Annotated in this window: 26 protein-coding genes and 4 pseudogenes; 11 read left to right on the forward strand and 19 right to left on the reverse strand. The window is 70.0% G+C overall.

All coding sequences use genetic code 11. The features are described 5' to 3' along the window. Positions 1 to 3 precede the first annotated feature (3 nt). The 8 genes and pseudogenes from ENC19_RS26030 to ENC19_RS26065 form a co-directional block, all read right to left on the reverse strand. A complete protein-coding gene (locus ENC19_RS26030; RefSeq protein ID WP_328824384.1) occupies positions 4 to 1,599 on the reverse strand; it encodes an anchored repeat ABC transporter, substrate-binding protein in 1,596 nt (531 codons plus the stop codon). After that, on the reverse strand, positions 1,596 to 3,161 hold the full coding sequence (locus ENC19_RS26035) for a TIGR03773 family transporter-associated surface protein (RefSeq protein WP_164449733.1): 1,566 nt from the start codon (positions 3,159 to 3,161) through the stop codon (positions 1,596 to 1,598). The genes ENC19_RS26030 and ENC19_RS26035 overlap by 4 nt, the downstream gene beginning before the upstream one ends. A gap of 41 nt (positions 3,162 to 3,202) precedes the next feature. Next, positions 3,203 to 4,440 (reverse strand): annotated as a pseudogene (locus ENC19_RS26040) (WxL protein peptidoglycan domain-containing protein). Between the two features lie 129 nt (positions 4,441 to 4,569). Then, entirely contained in the window at positions 4,570 to 6,042 is a 1,473-nt protein-coding gene (locus ENC19_RS26045) for a choice-of-anchor M domain-containing protein (protein WP_208021021.1), read from the reverse strand. Positions 6,043 to 6,181: 139 nt separating this feature from the next. Beyond that, positions 6,182 to 6,487 (reverse strand): 30S ribosomal protein S14, encoded by a 306-nt coding sequence (gene rpsN / locus ENC19_RS26050; protein ID WP_164449683.1) that lies wholly within the window; start codon positions 6,485 to 6,487, stop codon positions 6,182 to 6,184. Next, the gene (gene rpmG, locus ENC19_RS26055) at positions 6,487 to 6,654 is read right to left on the reverse strand and encodes a 50S ribosomal protein L33 (protein ID WP_095565727.1); all 168 of its coding nucleotides are present in this window, start codon (positions 6,652 to 6,654) and stop codon (positions 6,487 to 6,489) included. Before rpmG ends, rpsN begins: the two co-directional genes overlap by 1 nt. Then, on the reverse strand, positions 6,654 to 6,890 hold the full coding sequence (rpmB, locus tag ENC19_RS26060) for a 50S ribosomal protein L28 (protein WP_164449684.1): 237 nt from the start codon (positions 6,888 to 6,890) through the stop codon (positions 6,654 to 6,656). Before rpmB ends, rpmG begins: the two co-directional genes overlap by 1 nt. A 57-nt stretch (positions 6,891 to 6,947) precedes the next feature. Next, positions 6,948 to 7,436 carry a winged helix-turn-helix domain-containing protein gene (locus ENC19_RS26065; protein ID WP_373688920.1) on the reverse strand — a complete coding sequence of 163 codons (489 nt, stop codon included), beginning with the start codon at positions 7,434 to 7,436 and terminating at the stop codon, positions 6,948 to 6,950. A 78-nt stretch (positions 7,437 to 7,514) separates the two neighbouring features. Between ENC19_RS26065 and ENC19_RS26070 the strand changes: the two genes are divergently transcribed. The 4 genes from ENC19_RS26070 to ENC19_RS26085 are packed head-to-tail and all read left to right on the forward strand — an operon-like array spanning position 7,515 to position 9,680. Next, positions 7,515 to 8,810, forward strand: a complete 1,296-nt coding sequence (locus tag ENC19_RS26070) for a CobW family GTP-binding protein (RefSeq protein WP_164449686.1) — start codon at positions 7,515 to 7,517, stop codon at positions 8,808 to 8,810. After that, positions 8,807 to 9,067 carry a type B 50S ribosomal protein L31 gene (locus ENC19_RS26075; protein ID WP_164449687.1) on the forward strand — a complete coding sequence of 87 codons (261 nt, stop codon included), beginning with the start codon at positions 8,807 to 8,809 and terminating at the stop codon, positions 9,065 to 9,067. Before ENC19_RS26070 ends, ENC19_RS26075 begins: the two co-directional genes overlap by 4 nt. After that, the gene (locus ENC19_RS26080) at positions 9,064 to 9,261 is read left to right on the forward strand and encodes a hypothetical protein (RefSeq protein ID WP_235945118.1); all 198 of its coding nucleotides are present in this window, start codon (positions 9,064 to 9,066) and stop codon (positions 9,259 to 9,261) included. The genes ENC19_RS26075 and ENC19_RS26080 overlap by 4 nt, the downstream gene beginning before the upstream one ends. Continuing rightward, positions 9,258 to 9,680, forward strand: a complete 423-nt coding sequence (locus ENC19_RS26085) for a Fur family transcriptional regulator (protein ID WP_164449688.1) — start codon at positions 9,258 to 9,260, stop codon at positions 9,678 to 9,680. Before ENC19_RS26080 ends, ENC19_RS26085 begins: the two co-directional genes overlap by 4 nt. Before the next feature lie 37 nt (positions 9,681 to 9,717). Here the strand turns inward: ENC19_RS26085 and ENC19_RS30670 are convergent. The 6 genes and pseudogenes from ENC19_RS30670 to rpmF form a co-directional block, all read right to left on the reverse strand. Then, a pseudogene (locus ENC19_RS30670) lies at positions 9,718 to 9,810 on the reverse strand (transcriptional repressor); the annotation flags it as partial. Beyond that, positions 9,794 to 10,657: a class I SAM-dependent methyltransferase gene (locus tag ENC19_RS26090; protein ID WP_164449689.1), complete on the reverse strand. Its 864-nt coding sequence runs from the start codon at positions 10,655 to 10,657 to the stop codon at positions 9,794 to 9,796. The gene ENC19_RS26090 and the pseudogene ENC19_RS30670, both read right to left, overlap by 17 nt. Before the next feature lie 115 nt (positions 10,658 to 10,772). Further along, complete coding sequence (locus tag ENC19_RS26095; protein ID WP_164449571.1) at positions 10,773 to 11,084, reverse strand: hypothetical protein; 312 nt, start codon at positions 11,082 to 11,084, stop codon at positions 10,773 to 10,775. A 26-nt stretch (positions 11,085 to 11,110) separates the two neighbouring features. Beyond that, positions 11,111 to 11,824 carry a class I SAM-dependent methyltransferase gene (locus tag ENC19_RS26100; protein WP_235945119.1) on the reverse strand — a complete coding sequence of 238 codons (714 nt, stop codon included), beginning with the start codon at positions 11,822 to 11,824 and terminating at the stop codon, positions 11,111 to 11,113. Between the two features lie 13 nt (positions 11,825 to 11,837). Further along, a pseudogene (locus ENC19_RS26105) lies at positions 11,838 to 13,058 on the reverse strand (GTP-binding protein); the annotation flags it as partial. Beyond that, a complete protein-coding gene (rpmF, locus tag ENC19_RS26110) occupies positions 13,055 to 13,234 on the reverse strand; it encodes a 50S ribosomal protein L32 (protein WP_164449691.1) in 180 nt (59 codons plus the stop codon). The gene rpmF and the pseudogene ENC19_RS26105, both read right to left, overlap by 4 nt. A gap of 295 nt (positions 13,235 to 13,529) precedes the next feature. Here rpmF and ENC19_RS26115 point away from each other — a divergent pair, with 295 nt between their 5' ends. Next, a complete protein-coding gene (locus tag ENC19_RS26115) occupies positions 13,530 to 14,252 on the forward strand; it encodes a class I SAM-dependent methyltransferase (RefSeq protein WP_164449692.1) in 723 nt (240 codons plus the stop codon). 628 nt (positions 14,253 to 14,880) lie between these two features. Here ENC19_RS26115 and ENC19_RS26120 read toward each other — a convergent pair. Together ENC19_RS26120 and ENC19_RS26125 are read right to left on the reverse strand one after the other, a co-directional pair. Continuing rightward, positions 14,881 to 15,945, reverse strand: a complete 1,065-nt coding sequence (locus ENC19_RS26120; protein WP_164449693.1) for a hemolysin family protein — start codon at positions 15,943 to 15,945, stop codon at positions 14,881 to 14,883. Next, positions 15,942 to 17,312 carry a hemolysin family protein gene (locus ENC19_RS26125; RefSeq protein ID WP_164449694.1) on the reverse strand — a complete coding sequence of 457 codons (1,371 nt, stop codon included), beginning with the start codon at positions 17,310 to 17,312 and terminating at the stop codon, positions 15,942 to 15,944. The genes ENC19_RS26120 and ENC19_RS26125 overlap by 4 nt, the downstream gene beginning before the upstream one ends. 278 nt (positions 17,313 to 17,590) lie before the next feature. Here ENC19_RS26125 and ENC19_RS26130 point away from each other — a divergent pair, with 278 nt between their 5' ends. The 4 genes from ENC19_RS26130 to ENC19_RS26145 all read left to right on the forward strand — a co-directional run bounded on the left by ENC19_RS26130 (position 17,591) and on the right by ENC19_RS26145 (position 21,018). Further along, positions 17,591 to 18,907: a hemolysin family protein gene (locus ENC19_RS26130; protein ID WP_164449695.1), complete on the forward strand. Its 1,317-nt coding sequence runs from the start codon at positions 17,591 to 17,593 to the stop codon at positions 18,905 to 18,907. 258 nt (positions 18,908 to 19,165) lie between these two features. Continuing rightward, on the forward strand, positions 19,166 to 20,245 hold the full coding sequence (locus ENC19_RS26135) for a sporulation protein (protein ID WP_164449696.1): 1,080 nt from the start codon (positions 19,166 to 19,168) through the stop codon (positions 20,243 to 20,245). A 105-nt stretch (positions 20,246 to 20,350) separates the two neighbouring features. Further along, positions 20,351 to 20,572, forward strand: a complete 222-nt coding sequence (locus ENC19_RS26140; protein ID WP_120732857.1) for a hypothetical protein — start codon at positions 20,351 to 20,353, stop codon at positions 20,570 to 20,572. Between the two features lie 173 nt (positions 20,573 to 20,745). Further along, complete coding sequence (locus ENC19_RS26145; protein WP_164449697.1) at positions 20,746 to 21,018, forward strand: GlsB/YeaQ/YmgE family stress response membrane protein; 273 nt, start codon at positions 20,746 to 20,748, stop codon at positions 21,016 to 21,018. A gap of 72 nt (positions 21,019 to 21,090) precedes the next feature. Here the strand turns inward: ENC19_RS26145 and ENC19_RS26150 are convergent. Next, positions 21,091 to 21,552: pseudogene (locus ENC19_RS26150) on the reverse strand (NUDIX domain-containing protein); the annotation flags it as partial. 361 nt (positions 21,553 to 21,913) lie between these two features. Here ENC19_RS26150 and ENC19_RS26155 point away from each other — a divergent pair. Both ENC19_RS26155 and ENC19_RS26160 read left to right on the forward strand, forming a co-directional pair. After that, positions 21,914 to 22,246 (forward strand): hypothetical protein, encoded by a 333-nt coding sequence (locus tag ENC19_RS26155; RefSeq protein ID WP_309246269.1) that lies wholly within the window; start codon positions 21,914 to 21,916, stop codon positions 22,244 to 22,246. A 163-nt stretch (positions 22,247 to 22,409) separates the two neighbouring features. Then, positions 22,410 to 23,099, forward strand: coding sequence for an alpha/beta fold hydrolase (locus tag ENC19_RS26160; protein ID WP_164449698.1), 690 nt, complete (start codon positions 22,410 to 22,412; stop codon positions 23,097 to 23,099). A 120-nt stretch (positions 23,100 to 23,219) separates the two neighbouring features. Here the strand turns inward: ENC19_RS26160 and ENC19_RS26165 are convergent, their stop codons facing one another. Further along, positions 23,220 to 23,657, reverse strand: a complete 438-nt coding sequence (locus ENC19_RS26165; protein ID WP_235945120.1) for a DUF6228 family protein — start codon at positions 23,655 to 23,657, stop codon at positions 23,220 to 23,222. 221 nt (positions 23,658 to 23,878) lie between these two features. Then, positions 23,879 to 25,447 (reverse strand): ISL3 family transposase, encoded by a 1,569-nt coding sequence (locus ENC19_RS26170; protein WP_164449700.1) that lies wholly within the window; start codon positions 25,445 to 25,447, stop codon positions 23,879 to 23,881. Positions 25,448 to 25,525 lie beyond the last annotated feature (78 nt).

Here is a 25,525-nt window from a genome sequence, read left to right on the forward strand (position 1 = left end):
CCATCACTTGTTCGTGCTCAGGCAGTCGCGCAGCGATTCGGCGTTGAACCGCATCATCTCCGCGTAGGTGGTGACGTCGCGATCGAACGCGTCGCCGTAGATCGGGCACACCTGCAGGTCCTCCTCCCGGGCCACCTCGGTCAGGGTGGCGGACCGGGCGGCCAGGTTCGGCTCCAAAAAGACGGCGGGGATGTTCAGGTTGCGGATCGTCTCGGTGAGCCGGCGACGGTCGGCGAGGCTCGGCTCGGCGGCCGGGTTGGGTGTGACGAAGCCGGATATCTGGACGTCGTACGCCTTGCCCAGATAGCCGAAGGCGTCGTGCGTGGTGACCAGGTGCCGACGCGACGGCGGGATCTGCGCGATGGTGTCCCGGACGTACGTGTCGAGCTCCTCCAACTGCCGCAGGTAGGCCGAGGCGTTCGCGCGGTAGTCGGCGGCGCCCTCCGGGTCCACCCCGACCAGGGTGTCCCGGATCAGCTGCACGTAGGCGATGGCGTTGCGGACGTTCTGCCACAGGTGCGGGTCGATCTCCCCGTGCACGTGCTTGCCGAGAACCGCCTGCGGAAGCTGGTAGACCTGGGTTCCCGGCCGGCCGAGGAACCGGAACCGCCGGTCGCCGGGCACCTCCAGCAGCGCCTTGTTCGGCACCTCGATGACGGTGCGCGCCGGGTCGTGCACCCGTTGGGTCGCCTCGCCGCCGCCCTCCGGGTCGGCGAGCAGGTAGAGCCGCCGCTGGTCGAGGTCGACGGTGACGTCGGCGTGCCCACCGCTCAGTACCTCCGGCATGCCCGGCACCGAGTGCGGGTCCACCCCGACGGCGAAGGTGAACACCTGCTCGCCCATGGGCACGGGTGCCGACTGCGGGTCGACGGCCAGCCGTGCCTGCATCGTGAGCCGGTAGACACCCGGCTCGGTGAACGCCCAGCTCATGTGGGTGTGCGCGTCCGGTGGAAGCGTCGCGGTGTCGTCCCGGTAGCCGTTGGCGGGGTCGAAGCCGTCGCCGGAGTCGACGTAGAACGACGGGTTGCCGAACGACTCGGTCAGGTACGCGAACATCCGACCGGGTCCGTCCGCGCGGGTCGCGCTGAGCAGCACCTCCGAGGACCGGTTCGCCCCCAGCGCCGCGCCGGTGCCGCGCACCCGCATGCCCAGCCAGATGGTGTCCAGCGACACGTCCTCGACCAGCGGAATGATGTCCGCCGCGTACTTCACCGCCCCTTCGGCCAGCGAGACGTTCGGTACGCCGTCACGCAGGTTGGCGTCGAGCGCCTTGATGACGGCCTGCTCCTCAAGGAGCAGGTAGTTGCTGAACGCCACGTCGGCGTAGACGACGTCGCGGATGTCCCGCAGCGACGGCTCGTAGCTGTGCGGATCAGCACCGTCCGGCACCATCGAGGTGACCCGCACCCGGTCCCCGCCCACGTTGCGGGCCAGATCCCGCAGGATCCCGGTGGTCGTCAGAACCTGGACCCGCTGGTCGTGCGAGCTCAACGCCACCTCCGACCGGCAGCCGCCGGCGAGCAACGCGACCACCAGCGGCAGCACGACCAGCCGGCGCGCGCCGGCCCGGCGGCTGCCAGTCCTCGCCACCGCCGTCACCCGGTCTGGGTGGCGGAGCGGCGACGGACCAGCAGCAACAGCAGGGCTCCCACCGCGACGAGGACGACGCCGAGCGCCCCGGCCGTCAGCACCCAGCCCGCGCCGGTACGCGGCAGCGGGCCACCACCACCCTGATCCGAACCGTCGTCGCCGTTGCCACCACCGTTGGAGCCGGAGCCGGGCCCGAAGCCGGCGTTCGGATCGGTGCTGTCGCCGACGGCGATGGTGAGCGTCTTCGTGTCGGTGGCCGCCTTGCCCGCGGTGGTGGTGCCGCTCATCTGCACCGCGAGACGGTACAGACCGGGCTTGCCGAACGCCCAGTTGCCGTGCGTATGGGTGTTCAGCGGGATGTCCAGCTTCTGCGGGAACGGCTTGGTCGAGTCGAACAGCACGTCGGCCTTGCCGAACGAGCCGGTCAGGAACAGCGCGAACCGGCCGGGCCCGTTGACTCCCTTGAGCGTCCAGGTGACGTTGCCCTTGATTCCCGACACGACGGACGCGTGCTGGGTGTTCCAGCCCGGCCAGACGAGACCCGCCTGCTGGGTCTGCGGCAGCACCCACACGGTGTCGCCCGTCTTACCGAGGAAGTCCGCCCCGGCGGGCACCGTGATCTTCGCCTTGTCCTTGGCGTGCAGGACCACGTCGGCGGTCTCGCGCCAGACCGGTGGGCTGGTCCGGTCGTCCTTGATCCGGATCGTCCAGCTGTCCCCGGACAGGTTCGGGCCCATGTCGACGTGCCCGTCGGCGATCACCTGACGAGCACCGGCAGCGGCTTTTGCCGCCTGCGGCACGGCCGCCGCCTGCGGCGCGGCGGCGGGCTTCGGCGCGGCAGCCGGCTTCGGTACGGCGGCGGGTTTCGGCGCGGCGAACGCCTCGGCTGCCTCGGCGCGCGGTTGCGCCGCCTGCTTCATCGGTGCGGGCACCGCCGGCTCGGCCGGCTCGATCGCCGGTACGTGGACCCGGTAGGTCGCCTCGGCGCGCACCGTCGCACCCGAGCGCAGGGCGGCCGAGCCGGTCAGCGTGAACCGGTACTCGCCCGCCGCGTCGAAGGCCCACACCACGCCATCGGTACGGCTGCCCGCCGGCAGTTGCGTCGACCGCGGCAGGTCGGCACCGTTGCCGAACAGCGGGGTCGCCGCGCCGAGGCCGGCCAGGGTGTACGCGGTGAACGTCCCCGGCCCCTCGACCGAGCCCAGCGTCAGGGTCACCCGGTCGTCGACGACGACGCCAGGGCGTACCCCGGTGGTGTCCAGGGCCGGGAACCCGGTGTCCCCGGCGAACAGTGCCCACACGGCGTGGCCCGGCTTCCCGAGGAAGGCGAAGGCCGGTCCGGCCGGGACGCGGCCGGCCAGGCCGCCGTCCGGGCCGAGCACCACCTCGGCCGGGTCGCGCCCGACCGCCTGCTCGTCCCGGAAGCGCAGCGACATCGTGTCCCCGTCGAGCGCGACGGAGACCAGGTCGACGCCGGTCGAGACGACGGCGACCGGTTCCGCGGCGACTGGCGTCGCTGCGGAGGCCAGTGCCAGCACGACGGCGGCAAGGCTCGCGGCGCCGACGCGCATGCTTCTCGTCCTCATTTTGCGCTCCCCCAGGCGTAGCCGAGTCACTTCTCGTCCTTCCCCGTGTTTCCAGTGGCCAGAGGCCGGTTGTCGGAGCCCGTGCCGGAACGGTCGGCGTCCGGCATCGGCGGGTCGTCGGGTGCTGCTCCGCCGGTGGCCGCCGAGGGCTGCCGGCCGGCGGCTACTGGGATGTCCTGGCCATCCGGTGCCCGGCTGGCCTGCGCACGGCCCTCCTCCCGAGCGGCGGCCACCGCCCGCGCGAGCTGCGCCGCCCGGCGGCGCCGGGCCGTGACCAGTGCCCAGCCGGCGAGTGCCAGCATGGCCAGCAGGACCAACTGCGGCCAGGGCACCGCCCATACGACGGCCTGCGCCGGGTCGGCCCGCGGCGGCGGGTCGAGGACCTGATCCCCCACGGCGGCCGGCGTGACCGTCGCGTCCGCCGTCAGCCGGAACAGCGGCGCAACACCCGGCATGCGTACGGTGGTGGTCAGCTCGCCACCGGGCAGGATCTCCGGTAGGGCCACACCATCCACGGACCGCCTGGCCAGGCCGAACGGTCCGGCCACGCCGAGCACCGGCTGCCCGGAGAGCCGGACGTTGCCGGTGTTGCGGACGGTGAACGTGGCGGTGACCGTACCCCCGGCCAGCGGGTTGACCGAGCCGGTGTGCCGCACTCGCAGGTCTTCGACGGTGAGCGTCGGCTGTAGCTCACCGGTGACCCGCAGGTAGATGCGCGCGCCGACCCGGTGGTCGACGGCGACCTGGTTACCCCGCGCGTCGACGGCGGTGCCGGCCAGCGAGGCGACGATCCCTCCGGCGTGATCCCCGGGCGTGGCGTTGTCCGGAACGGTGAGCGTGAACGGTATGTCCAGCCGGGACGTCGACGGGATGGTCACCGTCTTGTTCGGCAGGCGTACCCACGAGCCCACGTCGGTGGGCTTCCGATCAGCGGCCAGCAGATCGAACCCGCCCTGCGTGGTGGTGACCGCGTCGCTGGCGTAGAGGCTCAGGGTGAGCGGACGGTTCGAGTGGTTCGTGACGCCGACGTAGTCGGTCAGGGTGGCACCCGGATCGAGCTTGTAACTGAACGCCGGCCGGCCGTTCGGCCCGCGCGCGCTCGACGGCGCCACGCCCCACGTCGCCGCGGCCGACGGCGGTGCCGGCGACGTCCTTGCTGCGCCGGCGGGGTGGCTGGTGCGGGTGCGGCCAGCGCAGCGGCAGGTGGCGCGGGGACCACGCCGAGCAGAGCGATCCCGGCGGCGATGGTGGCGAGCAGGCGCATTGCGGGGACGATTCCGTTCCTGGGGTACGAGGGGAGGTGCGGGGCAGGCGGGTCGCGGCAACGACACGCCCACCCCGCGGTCGTCCGGTGGTCAGGCTCGACGCCCGACCACCGGACGGGTTGCTGCGATCAGATCGCGGTGAGGGTGAGGGTCGCGGTGTAGGTTCCCGCGGCCGTCTCGGTGGGCAGGCTCAGCCGCAGGCCCGCGCCAAGCTGCGCGCTGCCCCGCCCGGCACCGTCCGGCGCCGAACCCAGCACCGCGCTGTTGCCGAGACCGCCGCCAACCCCGACGACGTACGGAGAAACCTCCGCTCCGGGAACCACGCCCTGCCCGTCGGCCTGAGCCAGGACCCGCGGCGTCCAACCGAGGTAACCCGCGCTGAACGTCGCTCCGTCCGGCCCGACGAAGTCCGCCGGGATCTGCCCGGACGCACTCCAACCGGGCTGGCCCGCCCGGGTGTCGGTCACCGTGACCGGCCGCAGCTCACCCGTGCTCTCCCACCGGTCACCGGCGGCGTTGAGCTGCGCCGGCGGCAGCACCACGGCCCGGTCGTCCGGGTTGACGCTGATCACCAGCGCGCCCTGCGTCTCGTCGATCGACGCGGTGATCGTCTGCGACGTGCCCGGATCCTGCGGCGGGAACGCCACCCACAGGGTCACCGGCTCACTGGTCGCCACGACCGCGTGGTCGTCGTCGTAGAGCTTCGCCACGTACTCGCAGGCGTTCAACTCCCGGGTCGCGGTGAACGAGTAGCTCGCGCCACCCTCACCCGGAACGATCGTCCAGTCCGCCGCGCCCGGGCACCTGCTGAACCAGTGGTAGTGGTCCAGCTCCGTCTGCGGCGTCTGCACCGCGTTCAGCGTCACGGTGTCGTTGGGCTGGTACTCGTCGGCCATCCCGCTGACCGACAGGCTGACCTCCGGTCCGCCGCCGGACAGCTCGCCCACCACGAACGAGTAGTCGACCGGCCCGGTGCTGAGCGTGGTGCCGTCGGCCAACGTCGCGTCGGCCTGGAACTTCAGCGTGTAGTCGCCCAACGCGCTGAACGCCCAGTTCGAGTGCGCGTGCGTGTGCACCGGCACGTCGATGGCGTCCGGAAGCCCGTCGTCGCTGCGGAACTTGATGATCGGACCGCCGAACGAGTCCTGCGTGAACAGCGTGACGCTGCCCGGCCCCTGCACGCCGACCAGGCTCAGCCGCACCTTGTTCCCCTCGAACACCCCGGTCTTCAGCGTCGTGGTGTTCCAACCCGGCCAGAGCAGATCCGGATCCTGCGTCATCGGCAGCAGCCAGATCTGGCTGCCCGCCGGCCCGAGGAACGCGAACCGGGAGTCGTCCGGAACCGCCATCGCGGCCTCCGGCAGAACCTGGAACGTCACATCCGCCGGGTCCCGGGTCACGGCCGGGCTGACCGTGTCGTCATGCACCTTCAACGACAGCTCCCCGTCGCTGTAGTGCACGTCCACCGCGTCGGTGTGCCCCTTGGAGAGCACCACCTTCTCCGCCGCGGACGCGGCTGTCGGCGCCAGCACCGTGCCGGCGACCACCACCGCCCCCGCGACAAGGGCCGCGAAACCGCGAGCCCTCAGTGTTGCACTCATACCTCCCCTTTCCACGCCGCGCGCGTCTGCGCGCGGTGGTACCTGCGCCCGGAGGGCCTGCCGGTGGGCAACGCCTTCGTCGGGCGGGCGGCGGGCGACACGGAACGGGTGGCCCGCGCCCCACCGGTGCCGGCAACCGTCACCAGGACGCCTTACGGACCCCGGGCAGCTCGCCGCGCAGGGCCAACTCCCGGAACCGAACCCGGGACAGTCCGAACCGGGTCAACACCCCACGTGGGCGACCATCGATCTGGTCGCGTACGCGTAGTCGCACCGGGCTGGAGTCGCGCGGCAGCCGGCTGAGTCGGCGGACCGCGTCGGCGCGTACGTCCGGGTCGGTGTCCGGGTGGGCGATCAGCCGCTTCAGTCCGGCCCGGGCCTCGGTGTGCCGGGCGACCAGTTCCTCACGGCGGGCCTGCCGGTTGACCAGGCTCTTCTTGGCCATCAGCGTGCCTCGCGGAACTCGACGTGCCGGCGCACGATCGGGTCGTACTTACGCAGGACCAGACGGTCCGGGTCGTTGCGGCGGTTCTTGCGGGTCACGTACGTGTAGCCGGTGCCGGCGGTGCTGCGCAGCCGCACGATCGGACGAACGTCGGTCTGGCGGGCCATCAGAGCTTCACTCCCCGGCTACGCAGCTCGGCGACGACCTTCTCGATGCCCTTGCGATCCACGGTCTTCAACGCCTTCGCCGTCAGGGTGAGGCTGACCCACCGCCGCTCCGACGGCAGCCAGTAACGGTGGTTCTGCAGGTTCGGATTCCAGCGACGGCGGGTGCGCCGATGGGAGTGGGACACGGCGTTGCCGAAACTCGGCTTCGCGCCGGTGACGTCGCAACGTCTGGACACAGTGATGACTCCTCACACAACACGGTGATGATAACGAAAACGGTTTTCAGTCTTACATCAGCCGTTCGGCCACACCCACACCGGGTCCTCGACGATTTCGACGGCACAGTCGGCGCCCAGGCGGTAGCCGACACCGCGCAGCGTCGTCACCACCGGCACGTCGGTGCCGATCTTGGCGCGCAGCCGCCGGATGTGGACGTCCACGCTGCGGGGACTCGTATAGGGCTGCCCCCACACCTGGTCGAGCAGTTGCCGCCGGGTGAACACCTGGCGTGGATTTTGGGCCAGGCAGAGCAGCAGGTCGTACTCCCGACGGGTCAACACGATCTCGGTGCGGTCGCGGTAGACCGCTCGCGCTCGAGGATCGATGCGCAGGTGAAGACCTGGCCCGCGCGCCGAGGGTGGCACCGGCCTCGGGTCGCCGCCCAGGAAGGCCAGCAGAGCAGCGAGTCGATCGATGTCCTCTTCACAGCCGCCCGGTCCGAGCTTCAGGCGGATCGTGACGGTGAGGACGTCATCGCCCCGCTCCGCCTCTGCCGCACCCACCGGCACATCCCTGTTCGCTTCGACGGCTCGCATATGCTTAGAATGACAATCGTTTTCAGTTAAGTCGAGAGGAATCCCATGTCGTCGTCACCACAGGCCCCGACCCGTGCCAGGACAGCGGACGCCGACACCCGCCCGTCACTGACCGTGTTGTCGGGGTTCTGGCCGGCGGCGACCTTCGCCGTCGCCCGTGCACTGCTCGCCGCCGACACCTCGCTGCTGCTGGTGCGGCACGACCTCACCGGCATCCGCGACGGCGTCGTCCGGCGAGTGGTCCGCAGCGGCACCGGCATCGTCGAAGACGAGCAGGTCGCACTGCGACACGGCTGTGTCTCCTGCACGCTGCGCGAGGACGTGCTACCAACCCTCGTCCGGCTCGCCCGCAGCCACCCCAACCAGGACCTGGTGCTGATGCTGCCCGAGGTGGTCGAACCCGAGGCCGTCGCCGCCGCCTGCGCGCACTGCCTCGTCGACGGGGCGCCGATCACTGATCTGCTCCGGGTCGACTCCTACGTCACCGTCCTCGACGCCGAGCACCTGCTCGACGGCCTGGCCAGCACCGACGACCTCACCACGCTCGGCATCCAGGCCGCCGACGACGACCACCGCGCGCTCGCCGACGTCATCGTCCGGCAGATCGAGTACGCCGACACCCTGGTCCTCTGGGGTCGATCCCGCGACGGGGAGTTCGACACCAGCCGACTGGCGGTCCTACTACAGCGGATGGCGCCCTGGGCGACCCACCTCCGCGTCGACGACGACCTCGTCGACGCTGGCGCGCTGACCCGCCAACTACGCCACACCCACCGACACCGACCGGAGACCCCCGGGGTCCTCGCCCGCGGTCTACAGGGCTACACCCTCGGCACGCACGAGCCCGAGCCCGACTGCGGAGTCGTCTCCGCCGTCTTCCGCGCCCGGCGCCCGTTCCACCCGCAACGCCTGCACGACGTTCTGGAAGACGTCAACGCCGAGATGATCCGCTCCCGGGGTCACCTCTGGCTGGCCAGCCAACCCGACACCGTCATCGCCTGGGAGTTCGCCGGCGGTGGCCTGGCCATGGGCTCCCTCGGACACTGGCTGGTCAGCCTGCCCGAAGACCGTTGGGAGCACGTCGAGGACCAGCGTCGCCTCGCCGCCGCCCTCGACTGGGACCCCTACTACGGCGACCGCCACCAGCACCTGGTCTTCATCGGCCTCGACGCCGACCCCGTCGACCTGCACCGCATCCTCGCCGGCTGCCTGCTCACCGATGCCGAACTCGCCGACGGCGAGGAGATCTGGCGCACCTACCCCGACCCGTTCACCGGCTGCTTCCCCCTCGTGGCGGAGGAACTGACCGACACCGACACCGAAGGAGCACGACCCGCATGAAGCCCGGAATCCACCCCGAGTACCGGCCCGTCGTCTACCGCGACAAGGACGCCGACTTCGCCTTCCTCACCCGCTCCACCACCACCAGCGACCAGACAATCGAATGGACCGACGGCAACACCTACCCCGTCATCGACGTCCAGATCTCCTCGGCCAGCCACCCCTTCTGGACCGGCAAGCAACGCCTGCTCGACACCGCCGGCCGGGTCGAGAAGTTCCGCAACAAGTACGCCCGCCGCGGACCACAGGGCAGATGAACACCGACAGCCAGGTCGACTGGGCCAAGCTGGCGCCACAACTGGCTGACGTCGCGCGGCGGGACCGGGCCTGGTACCTGACGATCGCCTGCGAGCTGGTCGCCCCCGGTGACCGGCTCGCGGTCGACATCGCTTGCGGCCCACCGGCCTGCTCACCGCCGTCAACGTCGGCGTACGCCCCTGACCCGCCATGACCGCGCCGCTGGTTCCGGACGCGCAGTTGCGAGGCGCGGGCCTGTCGTCCACTGCGCAGCGCCGCGCCGTCCTGGCACTGCTGGTCGGACGTGCCCGCCCGCTCACCGCACAGCAGGTGCATGTGGAGCTCAACCGCTCTGGCCGGCACATCGGCCTGACCACCGTCTACCGGGCACTGCACAGCCTCACCGACGCCGGCCTGCTGCACACCTTCGATATCGACGGCCAACGCGCCTACCGTCACTGCGGCACCACACCACACCAGCACCTCATCTGCACCCGCTGCGAGACGGTGACCGAGTGCCCACCCGAGATCGTGACGAACTGGCTCAGCGAGCTGCACCAGCACACTGGTTTCACCCCGCATCCCGACCGGCTTGACCTCCGGGGCGTCTGCGCGACCTGCACCGGCCCGTGAGGCGGCGACCCGGGTCGGGTCGAGGTAGGGCGTATCGCTGGTACAGGTGTTGCGCCGAATGGAAGCCCTCGACCTCCCGCAGCCGTACCAGCACCTCGCCACGCTGGCGGGTGTCACGGGTGACGTTCGGACGTCTCCTGCGGCTCGGCGGCGGGGTGCGGCGTCGCGACGGTGACCCGGACGGCGGTGGTCAAGGTCAGGCCGCCGCCGGGTCGGCGGGCGGGTTCGAGCGCGCGAGCGGCGTCGGTGGTCGCGGCGTCCAGTCGGTCGGCGGGAATGTGCCGTAGCAGAGCCCGTCCGCCGTGCGACCACATCCACTCCATCCAGTGGTCCACGTCGCGAAAGCGGCTGTCCACCCGGTGCTCGCTGATCGCGGTGACGGTGAGGCCGGCCGCTGCCATCGTCGCGGTGATCGCCACGTCGTCGGCGAACGGGTCGGCCGCCGGCGCCGGTCGAGGCCGGTCGGCCGGCAGATGCCCGGCGAGGGCGTCCAGTGCGGCGACGAACGCCGGGTCCTGGGCGGCGAAGGTGCTGACCGCCAGTCGGCCCGCCGGTTGAAGCAGCCGCGCGTACGCCCGAAGGGCGTGCCCCGGGTCGGGCAGCAGGAAGACGACCAGCCCGGCCAGGACCGCGTCGAAGCTGCCTTCCGGAAAGTCCGGCTGCTGGGCATCGCCCACCCGCACGTCGACGTGGGTCAGCCCGGCGCGGGTGACCTCCTCGGCGGTGAGTGCCACCATGGCCGGCGCCAGGTCGATGCCGGTGACCTGACCGGTCGGCCCAGTCGCCTGCGCCGCCGGGAACAGGACCGCTCCCCGGCCGCAGCCGACATCCAGGACCCGCTCTCCCGGCCGGATGCCGGCACGACGAACCAGTTCGGCGCCGAAGGGCCCGAAGAAGGACACCCCGGTCCGGTCGTAACTCGTCGCGGCCTGTTCGAACACCTCGACGGTCCCGTTCGACCGCCCGCCGCTGCTCATCGTCACTGCTGCTGTCCTCGTTTCACACTCGGCTTCCCGCCTGTCGGCATGCGCCGTCGCCAGTGCGACGGGCAGCATCCCTGGCCCAGACTCCACCGGCCATCGATCACAATGATCACGCTTGGTCGGGTCTCCGGACGTCCGCCTTCCGGATGAGGTCGACCACCGCGTCGACGTGCTGGCGTTCCTCGACGGGACCGATCAGCATTCCGCGCCGGCTGATCGGGTCGGAACCGGCTAGCAGGAGCAGGACCGGAGCGCGGTGACAGACGCCGAGGCACTGCGTCCGGACCAGGACACCGCCATGGCTGGCGCGGACCGCCTGCCCGAGAATCTCGACGAGGTCCGCTGGCTTGTCGGGTGCTTTCGGGACGGTGCGGTGGCGTAGCGCCCGGCAGCGGTGGCCGTCGCAGTAGGCGACGCCCACGCGGGCACCAGGTGGTGACGGCGGGCTCATCGGCGGAACGCCATCAGGGCATGGCCGGCATGCAGGTGGAGCACCGCCGTCTCGCCAAATTTGGCACGCCGGGCCGCCTCGCCGTGCCAGTCGGTCGACGCGACGAATTCCGCCGATTTCAAGCCGCTGAGCGTCACCGCTCGCTCGGTCAGCAGCGGTGCCATCGACGGCTGCGCGGACAGGGCGGCCCACCACAGCGTCCACGGATCCATACCACCGCTTTGTGACTTTGAGGAAACGGGCGCGTCGTGCATGGCGTCGCTGACCAGGAGCAGTCCCTGCGGGGCGAGCAGGTGTCCGGCCTCGACGTACCAGTCGCGAACCCGGTCCTCGGGCAGATAGTGCAGGGTCATCAGGGCCAGCACCAGGTCGTACGGACCGCCCGCCGCCGGGAGCCAGCCGGGTGAGCCGATGTCGGCCAGGACGGTACGCACCCGCGGCAGGGCGGCGTTGGTCAGGGCCAGCAGGGCCGGATCGATGTCGAGCACGGTGACGTGTGCGTCGGGCCAGCGTCGCAGGACCGCCTCGGCGGTGGTGCCCGGCCCGCCGCCGACATCGAGCACCCTTTCGGGGGCGCGCCCGTGCGCCTGTTCGGCGGCGGTGAGACCGGCGGCGAGGAGGTCGTCGCGGCCGGGCTGGTAGTGGCGCATCATGGTCTCCCAATCGCGCCGCCACCGGGCCACGTCCTCCGGTGCCGGGGTGTTCGCCATCGTCATACCGCGACGGGTCGGCGTGGTCGTGATCGTGCAGGTCACCCAGGTCCCACGCGGGGAACGGGTCCGGCAGCGCCCGCCAGGCGTCCTCCCCGGCGGCGATCTCGCCGTCGGTGAGCAGACAATCCGTCAGGGCCGCACGCAGGCTGTCGCCGTCGAGGTGCACGCCGATGAGGACGATCTCCTGCTGTCGGTCACCGAAGACCGGATGCCACCGGGACTCCAGCTCGGCTCGCTCGTCGGGATCCTCCGGCCATTCCCCGGACACCACCACCGGGACGCCGACCGGGTCGCAGCGCCCGGACGGGCCGGCCTGAGACCACAGGGCCTGCACGTCAGGGCGGCTGGCCAGCCACAGGAAACCCTTCGAGCGTACGACCCCGAACGCGTCCAGGCCGGCGGTGAGCAGATCCCACAGCCGCTGCGGATGCAACGGCCGGTGGTCGCGGAACACGACGCTGGAGATGCCGTACTCCTCGGTCTCCGGCACGTGCCCGCCGTTGAGCTCGGCCACCCAGCCGGGCGCGGTCTCCGCCCGTTCCAGATCGAACCGACCGGTGTGCAGGATCTCCGCCGGCGCAACCCGACCGTGGAGGGCACGGACCTGACGGGCGGCCGGGTTCAGCCGGGCCAGCAGCGCCTCCACCGTCGCAAGGTCGTCCGCGCCGATCAGGTCGGTCTTGTTGACCACCAGCACGTCGGCGAACTCGATCTGGTCCACCAGCAGGTCGGCGATGCCCCGGTCGTCGTCCTCGTACGCCGCCAGTCCTCGCGCCTCGAGGGTCTCCCCGGCCTCGATCATGGCCAGCAGGCCGGCCGCGTCGACCACGGTGACGGTGGTGTCCAGGCGGGCCAGGTCGTCGAGGATCTGGCCGTCCTCGAGGCCGAAGGCGAACGTCGCCGCGACCGGCATGGGCTCGGAGATGCCGCTGGACTCGATGAGCAGGTAGTCGAAGCGGTCCTGCCGGGCCAGCCGGGCCACCTCGTCGAGCAGGTCGTCGCGCAGCGTGCAGCAGACGCAGCCGTTGGTCAGCTCGACCAGCCGCTCCTCCGTCCGCGACAGCGCACCGCCGTCGCGAACCAGCGCCGCGTCGACGTTGACCTCGCTCATGTCGTTGACGATCACCGCCACCCGCAGCCCGTCCCGGTTCGCGAGGACGTGGTTGAGCAGGCTGGTCTTCCCGGCGCCGAGGAACCCCGACAGCACCGTCACCGGCAGCCGGCCCGTCACGGCTGATCCACCACCTGACGCCCCTTGTACAGGCCGCAGTGCGCACACGCCCGGTGCGGCACCACCATCTCCTTACGCGGACACGGACACGGCGTCAGCTGCGGCACGGCCGCCTTCCACTGCGCCCGCCGGTGCCGCGTGTTCGACCGCGACATCTTCCGCTTCGGTACGGCCACGAGATCTCCCTCCGTCGAAAGGACGGAGACCACACTATCGGAACTGGTTTTCGTTTTCTTCCTCGGTCCACCGGCGTTCGCGTTCACTGCACAGATGCGCACTCATCCGTGTGCGCCGTGCTGCACGGCGCACACCTCGACTACATCCACCACGGCCACCGGCGCGCGACACACGCCGGCCACCACGACGAGCCCTGAGCCCCGTTCCGAAGCTGGTCGTCGACCGATGTGCGCCGCCGAGGGCGGGCTGGCCCGCGTAAGGCATAACGAAAATAGTTTCCACTATGGTGGTGGGATGGGCGACGAGTACGCGATCTCCGGTGAATACCTGCACGTGCTCAGCGAGCCGGCCTGGCACGCCCTGCGCACACCGGTAACGGAGGCGCTGCGCGGCGCGGTCGGTGACGGGACCCTGCTGGACGTGGGCGCGGGCACCGGCCTCGGCACCGAGGTGCTCGCCACGGCCGTGCCGGACGCAGACGTGTTCGCGGTGGAACCGTCACCGGTGCTGCGGGCGGTGCTGTTGTCCCGGATGGCCGCCCGGCCCGACCTGCGGCGGCGGGTCACCGTCGTCGCCGCCGACGCCCTCGGTGCCGATCTGCCGGCTCGTCTTGGCGCCGTCCTGGCGATGAACATGATCGGCCATCTCGATCCTGACGGGCGGCGGACATTCCTGCGCCGGGTGGCCGAGCGCCTAGCCCCTGGCGCGCCACTGGTGCTCAACCTGCAACCACCGGCGGAGCCGACACCGGTGCCGTTCGCGGTCTTCGGCACCGTCTCGGTCGGCCGCCACACCTACGAGGGTGGCGGGTCCGCCGAACCGTCCGGCCCCGACACCGTCACCTGGAAGATGCAATACCGCATGCTCGACGCCGACGACACAGTCCTCAGGGAGGACCACGCCGACTACGGTTGGCACGTCATTTCGGCCGAGGCCCTGCTCGCCGACCTGGCCGAGGCTGGCCTGTCCGGCGAGTTCGGGTCGCTGGACGTCGTCCGAGCCGTACGCCGATCCTGAGGAATCCGGTTCCCGGGTCCGGGCACACCCCAGCCCCGACCAGCGGCACATACTCCGAACTCCAAGGCATCCGCGAAGCGAAAAGGCCGCAGGTCAAGCAGTCATCACAGGACGCACGGTCACGGAACGTGATGACACCGGGTGACACCCACCGTCCAGAGCAGGTGGACAACAAAAAGGTCCGAGCCGCGTTCCCGCAGCTCGGACCCCTTATGATCTTGCGCGCCCGAAGGGACTCGAACCCCTAACCTTCTGATCCGTAGTCCGAACCCGTCAGATGCTCTCTACGCTGCGTAACTACAGCTTCGCGCGTGTCGCTGAGTGCTGATGCGTGTCGGAACGAGCGGCTGAGTATCTGCTGGTCAGGGCGATAGAGCGAATGGGGCGCTGGATCCGCACGCGAAGTGATCGAGCGTGCGTGACGCGTTTTGCTGGTCCTGATCCGATCGTGCTGGTTGAGCGCCGGACATCCGAGCACCAACGGAGCACCATCGCGGTTGGTAACCGCGCCTGGTCGGGATCTTCATCAGCCCGGTCGACGATGCCTACCGCGACAAGGACCGCCTTCGCCTTAATGGCTCAGTCAACCCTGTCCCCGGGGGCAGCAACGAGTCGCTCATGGGTGGGGTCAGGAGGGAACCATGGCGCGTTCCGCGGTGTGTTGGGTGGCGTCGCGGACCTCGCCGACGAGCTTCTCCACGATGTCCTCGAGCGCGGCCAGGCCGAGGAGCTGGCCGGTCGCGTCGAAAACGGTGGCCAGGTGGGCGCCCCGCTGTTGCATGGCGGTGAGCGCGTCGCGCAGCGACCCGGTGGCGTCGAGGGTCGCGAGCGGTCGGATCAGCCCCGGGTCGAGCGGCTCGTCGTGTTGCTCGGCCGGCAGTTCGAGGATGTCCTTGACGTGGACGTAGCCGGCGAGTCCGCCCTGCGGGTCGGTGAGCGGGAAACGGGAGTATCCGGTTGCCGCGCACTGCCGTTCCAGCTCGGCCACGGTGGTGTCCCGGGGCAGGGTGATGAGCGAGGCCAGCGGGAGCGCGACGGTGGCGGCGGTCTGGTCGTTGAAGGCCAGCGCGCCAGTGAGCAGGTCGTGTTCCTGCTGGTCGATCAACCCTTCCTTCCGGGACTGAGCGATGAAGCCGGCGATCTCCTCGTTGGTGAAGGCGGAGGTCACCTCGTCCTTCGGCGTGACGCGCAGCAGGCGCAGGACGGCGTTGGCGATCTGGTTGAGCAGCCAGATCAGCGGACGCAGGACGGTGACGATGCCGTAGAGCACCGGCCCGAGGACCAGGGCGGAGCGTTCGGGGCCGGCGAGGGCGATGTTCTTGGGCACCATCTCGCCGAGCACCATGTGCAGGAACACCACGATCGCCAGGGCGATGGTGAACGCGATGGGATGCAGCAGCGCCTCAGGGACGCCGGCGGCGGCGAAGGGCTTCTCCAGCAGGTGCGCCACGGCGGGCTCGCCGATCGCGCCGAGGCCCAGGGAGCAGACGGTGATGCCGAGTTGCGCGCCGGCCATCATCAGGGAGACGTTCTCCATCGCGCGCAGGGTGATCCGGGCGATGGTCGAGCCGGCCGCTACACGTGGTTCGATCTGGGTACGGCGGGCGGAGATCAGGGCGAACTCCGCCCCGACGAAGAAGGCGTTGCCGGCCAGCAGCGCCACGGCCAACAGGATCGCGGTGAGGTCGCTCATGACCGGGCTGCCTCGCTCAGGTGGGTGTCGGTGCGGCACAGGGTGAGCCGGTCGACGCGGCGGCCGTCGAGCCGGGTGACGGCGAGTTCGGCGTGGGTCGGGGTCGGCAGACCGTCCGGGTCGGACTGGTTCCGGTCGGCGACCGGCAGGGTGATGGTGTCGCCGACCTGCGGGAAGCGGCCGAGGTGCTCGGTCACGAGCCCGCCGAGGGTGTCGGTGTCCCGCGCCTCCGGCAGGTCGAGACCGATCAGCCGGGACGCTTCGTCGGGGCGAAGCAGGCCGGACAGGATCCACGTCCCGTCGGCGGCGCGGTGGTGGCGGCGGTGCGGGGCGTCCTGCTCGTCGGCGATCTCACCGACGATCTCCTCGACCAGGTCCTCGAGCGTGACGATGCCGGCGGTGCCGCCGTACTCGTCGACGACGACCGCCATCTGCAGTCCCTGCTCGCGCAGGACGGCCAGCAGCGGGTCCAGTGGCATGGTCTCCGGCACCTCCGGCAGACCGGACGTGATCGTCCGTACCGACTGCGTGGGCCGTTGCGCGGCGGGCACGGCCAGGGCGTGCTTGAAGTGCACCGCGCCGACGACGTCGTCCACGCCGGTGCCGGTGACCGGGAACCGGGCGTGCCCGGTGCCGGCGGCGAGGGCCAGGACCTCCGCCGCGGGCGCGTCGGCGGAGACGAACCGCACCCGGGTACGCGGGGTCATCACATCGGCCGCCGTACGCTCACCGAAGTCGATCGAACGCGCGACGAGTTCCGCGGTCCGCGCGTCGAGGGTGCCCTCCCGGCCGGACCGGCTGACCAGCGAGGCCAGCTCCTGCGGGGTCCGCGCCGAGGCCAGTTCCTCGGTCGGTTCGATGCCCATCAGGCGCAGGATCCGGTTGGCGATGCCGTTGAGGAAACGGATCAGCGGGCCGGCGGCGGTGGTGAAGCCCCGCTGCGCCCCGGCGACGGCGCGGCCGACGCGCAGCGGTTCGGAGATCGCCCAGTTCTTCGGTACGAGTTCACCGAAGACCATCTGGAAACCCGTCGCCAGGGCCAACGCCAGCGTCAACGAGACCGCGGTCACCGCGGAGTCGGACAGACCCGTGAGCCCGAGCGGGCCACGCAGCAGCGTAGCCAGGGACGGCTCGGCCAGGAACCCGACGACCAGACTGGTCACCGTGATGCCCAACTGCGCACCGGACGACTGGGTGGACAGGGTCCGCAACCCCGCCAGCAGTCCGGCGGCGCGGCGGTCGCCGTCCTGCGCCCGACGCTCGACCGTCGCCCGGTCGACCGTGACGAAGGCGAACTCCGCAGCCACGAACAGCGCGTTCGCCGCGATCAGCAGGACCGCGACGGCCAGCAACAGCCACTCGGTCACCGGCACGCCGCCTCTCGGACCTCGGGCTGGTCGGTACTGGGAGGCTCACCGTCGCGGGACATGCCGACCAGGTTAGGCAGGCATCCTGAACCGTTGCTGTGCGCCCACCGCCACGCCGCACCGGGGAACACCACGCGGTGAGTGGTCCCGCTCCACCCGAAGGCGAGCAGGCACCAGCGGCCCGTTGTGCCGGATTGTGGGTGTATCAGCTTCCGTGTGCCGGCCACCGCTACGGTTGATGCTCCGGAGGGTCCGGGCGAGGAGGCGTCGAACAGGCCGTGGGCGGCTATGGCGTGCAGGTCACGCTGGTGTTCGTGTTGGTGTTGGTGAACGCGGTGTTCGCGGGCAGCGAGATGGCGTTGGTGTCGCTACGGGAGAGCCAGCTGCAGCGACTGGAGCGCACCTCCCGGGCCGGGCGGGTGCTGGCGAAGCTGGCGCGGGACCCGAACCGGTTCCTGGCCACGATCCAGATCGGTATCACCCTGGCCGGTTTCCTGGCGTCGGCCGCGGCGGCGGTGTCCCTGGCCGAGCCGCTCGTGGGCCCCTTGGGCTTCCTCGGTGGCGCGGCGGAGCCGGTGTCCATCGTCGTCGTCACCATCATCCTGACCTTCGTCACCCTGATGCTGGGTGAGCTGGCGCCGAAGCGGATCGCGATGCAGCGCGCCGAGGGTTGGGCGCTGCTGGTCGCTCGGCCTCTGGACGCGTTGTCGGCGTTCTCCCGTCCGGCGGTGTGGCTGCTGAGCAGGGCCAGCGACGCGGTGGTGCGCCTGGCCGGCGGTGACCCCCGCGCCCGCCGGGAGGAGGTCACCACCGAGGAGTTGCGGGACATGGTCGCCGCGCAGCGCAACCTCACCCCGGAACACCGGATGATCATTTCGGGGGCGTTCGAGGTGGCCGAGCGGATCCTGCGGGAGATCCTCGTTCCGCGCCGCGAGGTGGTCACCCTGTCCGAGGCGTTGACCGCGCCGCAGGCGTTGCGTGAGTTGGGCAGGTCGGGGCAGACCCGTGCCCCCGTCGTGGGTCGCGGCGGCCTGGACGACACCGTCGGTGTGGTGCACCTGCGGGACCTGCTCGACCAGGAAGGCCCGGTCGCCGAGCACGCCAGCCCGCCGGTGTACCTGCCGGAGACGTTGAAGGTGACCGAGGCGATCCGGGAGCTGCGCGCCCAGAGGCAGCAGTTCGCCCTGGTGGTGGACGAGCGGGGCTCCATCGACGGGATCGTCACGATGGAGGACCTGGTCGAGGAGATCGTCGGGGAGATCTACGACGAGACCGACCGGGACGTGCAGGCCGTCGTCCGGGAGGCCGACGGGGCGCTGCTGATGCCGGGTGGCTTCCCGCTGCACGACCTGACCGACGTCGGCATCGACCTTGACGAGGACATCCTCGAAGCCGGGGACTACACGACCGTGGCGGGTCTGCTCCTGGCCCACCTCGGCCACATTCCGAAGGCTTCCGGTGAGGTGATCGAGCTGCCGGGTCTGTCCGCTCAGGTGGCGGAGGTGACCGGGCGGGCCATCACCCGGGTGCGCCTGCGCACCATCCCGGTGCGTGCCGACGGGCACGAAGCCGGCGAGGACGAGACAACCTCTTGACAAGCCTGGCCGACAACTAGCGATCGCGTGCTGTGGGGTGAGGGCCGCACTCCACAAGGGCCGCACCGACACGCACACGACACTACCCGAGAGTAATGCTCCGGATGCACTCAGCTACTTCTCAGGTGGCGTTGGTAGTTTCCCGGCGCGACGGCATCCATTATGGACGGCGTTGATCTCGTTGTGACACAAGGATCCTCGTGGAATTTCCACGGGATCCGGGTGTCGCGCGTCCGGTGGTCGTCGAGGGAGAGGTTCGTGGTGTTCAAGAAGATGCTGGGCGCGTTCGGGGTGGGCGGCCCCAGCGTCGATACCGTCCTGTCCAATCCGAGCACCCGCCCGGGGTTGATGCTGGCCGGTCAGGTGAACCTGACCGGCGGCAGCCACGACGTGGAGATCGACCACATCACCGTCGGCCTGGTCACCCGGGTCGAGGTCGACGGCGCGGAGGAGGGGTACGACGCCCTCGTCGAGTTCCACCGCGTGCAGGTCGCCGGCGGCCTGCACCTGCGCGAGGGCCAGCAGTTGTCGCTGCCGTTGCAGGTGGCGGTGCCGTGGGAGACCCCGGTGACCGACCTGTACGGGCAGCACCTGCACGGCATGACCATGGGCCTGCGCACCGAGGTGGCCATCCGCGGCGCGGTCGACAAGGGCGACCTCGACCCGGTGTACGTGCACCCGCTGCCGGTGCAGGAACGCATCCTGGATGCCTTCGGCCGGCTCGGCTTCCAGTTCAAGGGCGCCGACCTGGAACGCGGGCACATCTCCGGGTTGCACCAGAGCCTGCCGTTCTACCAGGAGATCGAGTACTACGCCGCCCCGCAGTACGCCCACGCCGTCAACGAGGTCGAGCTGACCTTCGTCGCCAACGAGCACCGCGTCGACGTCGTCCTCGAGTTCGACAAGCGCGGCGGCCTGTTTACCAGCGGCCACGACTCCTACGGCCGCTACCACGCCGCACACGCCGACGCCGACCGCGTCGACTGGGCCGCGCAGGTCGACGGCTGGGTCCGCCAGGCCCTCGACAGCTACCAGAGCACGCTCGCCGGCCACGGTTACGCCCCGCCCGCCCAAGGCCACGGAAACCCCGGCTATCCGCCGCCGCCCGGCTACGGGGAGCCCGCCTACGGCGCCCCCGGCTACGGGCACGCCGGGTACGGCCATCCCGGCGGGCACTACAAGGACGAGCACCACCACGAGCGGCACGGTGGCCCCGGCATGGGTGCCGTCGCCGCCGGTGTGGTCGGTGGCGCCGCGCTCGGCTTCGCCGGCGGCATGGTCGCCGACGAGGTCTTCGACTCCTTCGGCGAGGACGAGGGCAGCGACGAGGAGGAGTGAACCGCCTGCGATCCACAGTGGAGCCGACCACCCACTCCATGATCTAATTCGACAGGTTTGTCCGCAGCCGACCGGATTGTCTGGTCGGATTTCGAAGGAGTGTGCATGCCCGTCACCGCCGACCTCACCAAGCTGGTCGACAAGGCCTACCAGGACAAGACCCTCACCGAGATCGTCGACGCCCCGGTGTCCGCCCTCGCCGGGGTCAGCGACGGCGACGCCAAGCTACTCAAGGACGCCTTCAACATCACCACCGTCGGCGACCTCGGCCGCAACCCGTACTTCCGCACCGCCAACGCCCTGGTCGCCCTCACCGGCGGCAAGTAGCACCCGCCCCGATGCCCGGTGGCCCGGATACCCTCCAGGCCGCCGGGCATCGGCTTGTTCTGCCTTCCGTCCCTGCTGCCGTCCGTGATGGCTCGCGGGGCTGGTTTCGGCGGTTGCGGGGCAGGGCAATGATCGGAGCCGACGACAAACCCCCTGTTGGAGGGACGGCTCTCGTGGAAGTTACCGGCTTCTTCACCGCGATCATCATCGGTCTGGTCATCGGCGCGCTCGGCCGCCTGGTGGTGCCGGGCAAGCAGAACATCCCGATCTGGCTGACCCTGCTCATCGGCGTGGTCGCCGCGATCCTCGGCACCCTCGTCGCCGGCGCCCTCGGCGTCGACGACACCGCCGGCATCGACTGGATCGAACTGGCCATCCAGGTCGTCTTCGCCGCGATCGGCGTCGCCATCGCCGCCGGCGCCTACGGCCGCCGCCGCGTTCACTGACCGCCACTGAGGGTCAGCGTCACTGACCTCCTGGGGAGTCCACCATCGGATACCTCGGAATTCGCCGGGGTCGGGGGTGAACACCTGATCGCGGCTACTGGCTAGAACGAACCACAGGCTGACATCGGTGTGCCGTTGTTCCGACGTGCCGACGGTCTCCGTGACGGTGAGGAAGAGGGGACGTTCACCAAGTTGGGGGAGGAACACGGCCGGGACACCGAGTTCCTCCGCCGTTTCGCGCCGCACGGTGTCTGCCGGGTGCTCGCCGGGTTCGACGTGACCGCCGGCGGGTAGCCACAGGCCGGCCTTGATGTGGTCTACCAGGAGGACACTTCCATCCAGGTCGTCGTGCAGGAGAAAGTAAGCGACCAGGTGCGGCGAGGGGGTCCGCGGCTTTACGCGGCGGAACACGTCGTCGGTCTCGCGGAGCCAGGCGAGGGACTCCTGACGATGACGAGCCTCAAGGTCGTCGTAGGGTTGCAGCTTGTCGATGAGCGCGTAGATCTCGTCGAGAAGCTTGGGCGCCGCATGCATCGGCTCAGTCTCTCAGTGCGCGAGGACCGTCCGGATCTGCCGCGGTAGCGCTCGTGATCGAAGGTGGAATCGGCGCGTGCTGGCGGCCGATCGTAGCCGAATAGCGAACGTCGGGCGTCCCGGACGTCGGGGCATGATGGTGGGTGCGGATGATGGCGAAGCCGGAGGCAGTGACGTGAACGGAGTGCTTACCATCGATGAGCGCCGCGTCGTTGGTTGTGCGCACCAACTTGGGCTCATACTGAGCAGTCGATGGCCAGATGTAGCCGCTCACTTGCTCGCACAAGGGGCGGAGTGGGAAGCGGTCGCGGAGCTTGCCGGCCTGTCTCGGATGGCGTCGCCTTGGGTTGTGGACCAGTTGGTGCCCGAGTTGCTGGCTGAACTTGCGATCACTGAGTTGCCCGCAGACGAGGCCAGCGAGTTGGTCGGACGGTTGGTTGGGCAGGCGGTAGCTGCGCGAACAGACTCTGACGAGTTCGCGGCGGTCCGGGAACTGGCGCGACTGAGCCCATCCCTCGGCTACCCCCTCGGCGTGATCGGCGACGCCTACTACGCATCGGAATGGCTGGACTGCGAGTGCCATGCCGATTCGCCCGAACGTGACGCGGCGGCTGCTTTGGAAGCCAGCCTACGCACCAGCAACCCGTTGGACGTCGACTCCGGGTTGCTATTGGCTGTGACGGCCGTCGTGTGACGTCAGCCGGACCACGGGTGCATCCGGATCTGCCGCATCTGGGCGCTACGCCGAGTACCAGCAAGCGGGGTGGCCGGTGGCCGTACCCATCACCTGCAGCGTGTGGGTCTGCCCACGGCGGAACGTCTTGAACTCGTAGGCGACGGTAGGAAAGGCTCAGGGCATGCCTGCGCTGATGGACATCGTGGTCGGGGATTTGCACTTCGCGCTGCGGGTATGGCAAGCCGTTGACGAGTACAAGACGCCCGCCGTGTTGCTCCATGCCACCGGAAAGACTGCACGCGACTGGGACGTGATCGCCTCGGGCCTGTGTGCTGAGCGGACGGTATACGCCGTCGACCTGCGGGGCCACGGCGCCAGTGATTGGCCCGGCACCTACAGCCTGCAACTGTTCGCACAAGACGTCATCGGCATCCTGGACCAACTGGACATCGGCACGGTGGACTTGGGCGGCCATTCCCTCGGCGGTCTGGTGGCTTGTCGAGTTGCCGCCGAACCGCAGGGACACGTCCGCAAACTCGTACTTGAGGACATCGGTTTCCCGCACCCTCGGCCGCCGGGACTTCCCGACCGTCCTGCGGGGGACCTGCCCTTCGACTGGCACATGGTGGAGCAGGTCCGGCCTGAGATCGACGATCCAGATCCAGGATGGGCCGACATCGTCGACCGGATCACGGCACCCACGCTGCTCATCGGTGGCGGAGCAGCGAGCCCGGTCCCACAGGAGCACGTCGCCGAACTCGCCGACCGGTTGGCCGACGCCCAGCTGACGACGATCGCTGCCGGCCATCTAGTTCACGAGACCGTTCCAGACGAGTACCTCAGGACCCTGATCGCATTCCTTAGCGAGTGATCGACCATCCGCTCATGCCGCCGATCGCGCGCGGCGCTCAGTCGGGGCCTTCATGCGTCGTGATCGGCCGTGCGGTCGATGTTCGAAAGTAGCAGCCGGCCGTGCTTCCGGCCAGGCGTGCTACGAGATCAACGAGGTGAGTTCGGCGACGAGACGTCGCATGTCCTCGCCACTGTCGAGGGTCACCACGACAGAGGCCTCCCACGCTTCCGCTTCGTAGCCCTGGGGACCTCGGATGACGAAACGGAGGCTGACATGACCGCGTCCGTCGTGCGTCGCGTCGATGCGGAGCTCATGTTCGAGTGACTGCCAGCTACGCACGCCATCCCAGCCGTAAAACGACTCAGCCAGAGAGTCCGTCCAGGCGACGATCCCGTCACCGTCGAGCGTGCGGACCGAGGTCGCAGCGTTGACGCCGGCATCGCCCACCTCACATCGAAGGTCGAGCACCAGGTCATCCCAAGGTCTGTGGGGACTACGAAGGCGTACGGACCCTCGGCCCGGTTCGGCCGTGAGCTCGATGCCATCATCCAACTGCCGGAGCACGAGGCAGAGCATGCCAGTGATGCGAGCCGACCTCGCGCTGATTTTCAATCCCCGGTGGCTCAGCCGGTTCACTCTTCTGCCGCGATCCGGTACGAGCGCGGCTAAACGATTGTGGTCGGCAAGTGCGTCGTGTGGCGTGGATGATTGCTCGACAAGCGTCCTCGGCTCCTCAGTGTCGGCGACGCGTGAAATCGGGCTCTGGCACACATTCTGTGATTGATCTTGTTGATGGCTCACGGGGTGGTCAGGACGCGTTTGCGGAGGAGGTCGAGGTTCGCGCGGCCATACATTTGTCGCTTGATCGTCTTGATGCGGTTGACCTGGCCTTCGACGGGGCCTGAGCTCCAGGGCTGGGTGAGGCCGGCGACGACGGCGTCACGGTCGCTGGCCAGGCCGGCGGCGAAGCCGCGGATCTCGGGGTATCCGGCATGGCGGGCGCGGTTGATCCAGGCGTCGAGGTGTTGCCCGGTGCCGTGGTGGCGGACCAGGGCGGCGAACCCGCGGGCGAGGTCGGCGACGGTGTCGAGGTCGGGGCAGCGGCGGCGGGCGTCGGTGAGGTTGATGCGGTCGTCGTCGGTGAGTTTGTGGCCGGGTCGCATGATCCAGGCGGTGATCCGCCGGGCCGACGGCACCCGTACTGCGGTCGCAGGGGTGGGGCGGGTGCGGTTGATGGCGAGCCAGTCCCGCAGTACCCGCAAGCTGCCCCGGTAGCCGCGGGCCACGATCTCGGCGTGCAGCACGGCTGTCTGGTGGACGCCGTCGGTGAGGCGTTGCCGAAGGTAGGAGTGGAACGGGGCGAGGACGCTGGGTCGGCTGCTGGCGTTCGGGCCGATCAACGCTTCGGCGGTGGTGGCGTGGGCGTACTTGCGGGCGGTTCTGACGTTCATGTCGAGCTGGCGGGCGGTCGCGCTTATCGACAGTCCTTCGGCTCGCAGGGCGTGCACGGCCGTGTGGCGTTGGCGGGTGTTCGCCGCCCGCCGTCCCGTCCTGACGGGCTCGTCGGCCGGAGCGGTCAGGGCAGATGTCGGTTCGTCGTGGGTGCGTAGGCAGCGGCGGTGTCCACGGATGACTTTCTCGACGGTGTCGCTGAGGTTCTTCAGCAGGTGCCACCGGTCGGCGACCTGGATCGCGTCAGGTGCTCCCTTGCGGGCGCCCTCGGCGTAGCTGCCGCCTCGGTCGCGGCAGATGATCTGAACGCCAGGGTGGTCGCGCAGCCAGGCGGCGAGGGTGTCGGCGGTGCGGTCGGGCAGAACGTCGATCGGCCGGCGGGTGTGCATGTCGAGCAGCACCGTCGCGTATCGGTGCCCACGGCGGCGGGCGAAGTCGTCGACGCCCAGCACCGTCGGCGTCATCGGCGACGGGTCGGGCATCCGGCGGATCATCCGGATCAACGTGGAGCGGGACACCGACACGGTAAACCGCTGCGCCAACCGGCTGCCCGGTCGGCCGCCCAACGCCGCCGCGACGGCTTGCAGATCACCTGTCGCGAGGACCGTGTGGCGGGCATGCCTTCGGGTCAGCCCCGGCATCTGCTCGACGAACGTCTGCCGTCTGCATTCGGCGTTCACGCAGGCGAATCGGCGGATCGTCAACGCGACCAGCACCTCGTGGCTACCCAACCTGACATCGGCCAGCCGCCGCAGATAGCGACCGTGCACCGTGGTCGACCAAGCGCCGCAGACCCCGCACGGCGCCCGCACCGTCTGCGTCGCCGCGTCGATCCTGACCGTGATGCCCCGAACCACCACCGCTTCCAACCGCAGGCCTGTCAGGTGCGGCAGCAACGCCGGAATGATCTCCACCTGGGCACCCAACCCGAACTACCGGCGAGCGCGACTCACAAAATGTGTGCCAGAGCCCGATTTCACGCGCCGACGACA

This window comes from Verrucosispora sioxanthis (assembly GCF_010560025.1).
GTDB classification, from domain to species: Bacteria; Actinomycetota; Actinomycetes; order Mycobacteriales; family Micromonosporaceae; genus Micromonospora; species Micromonospora palythoicola.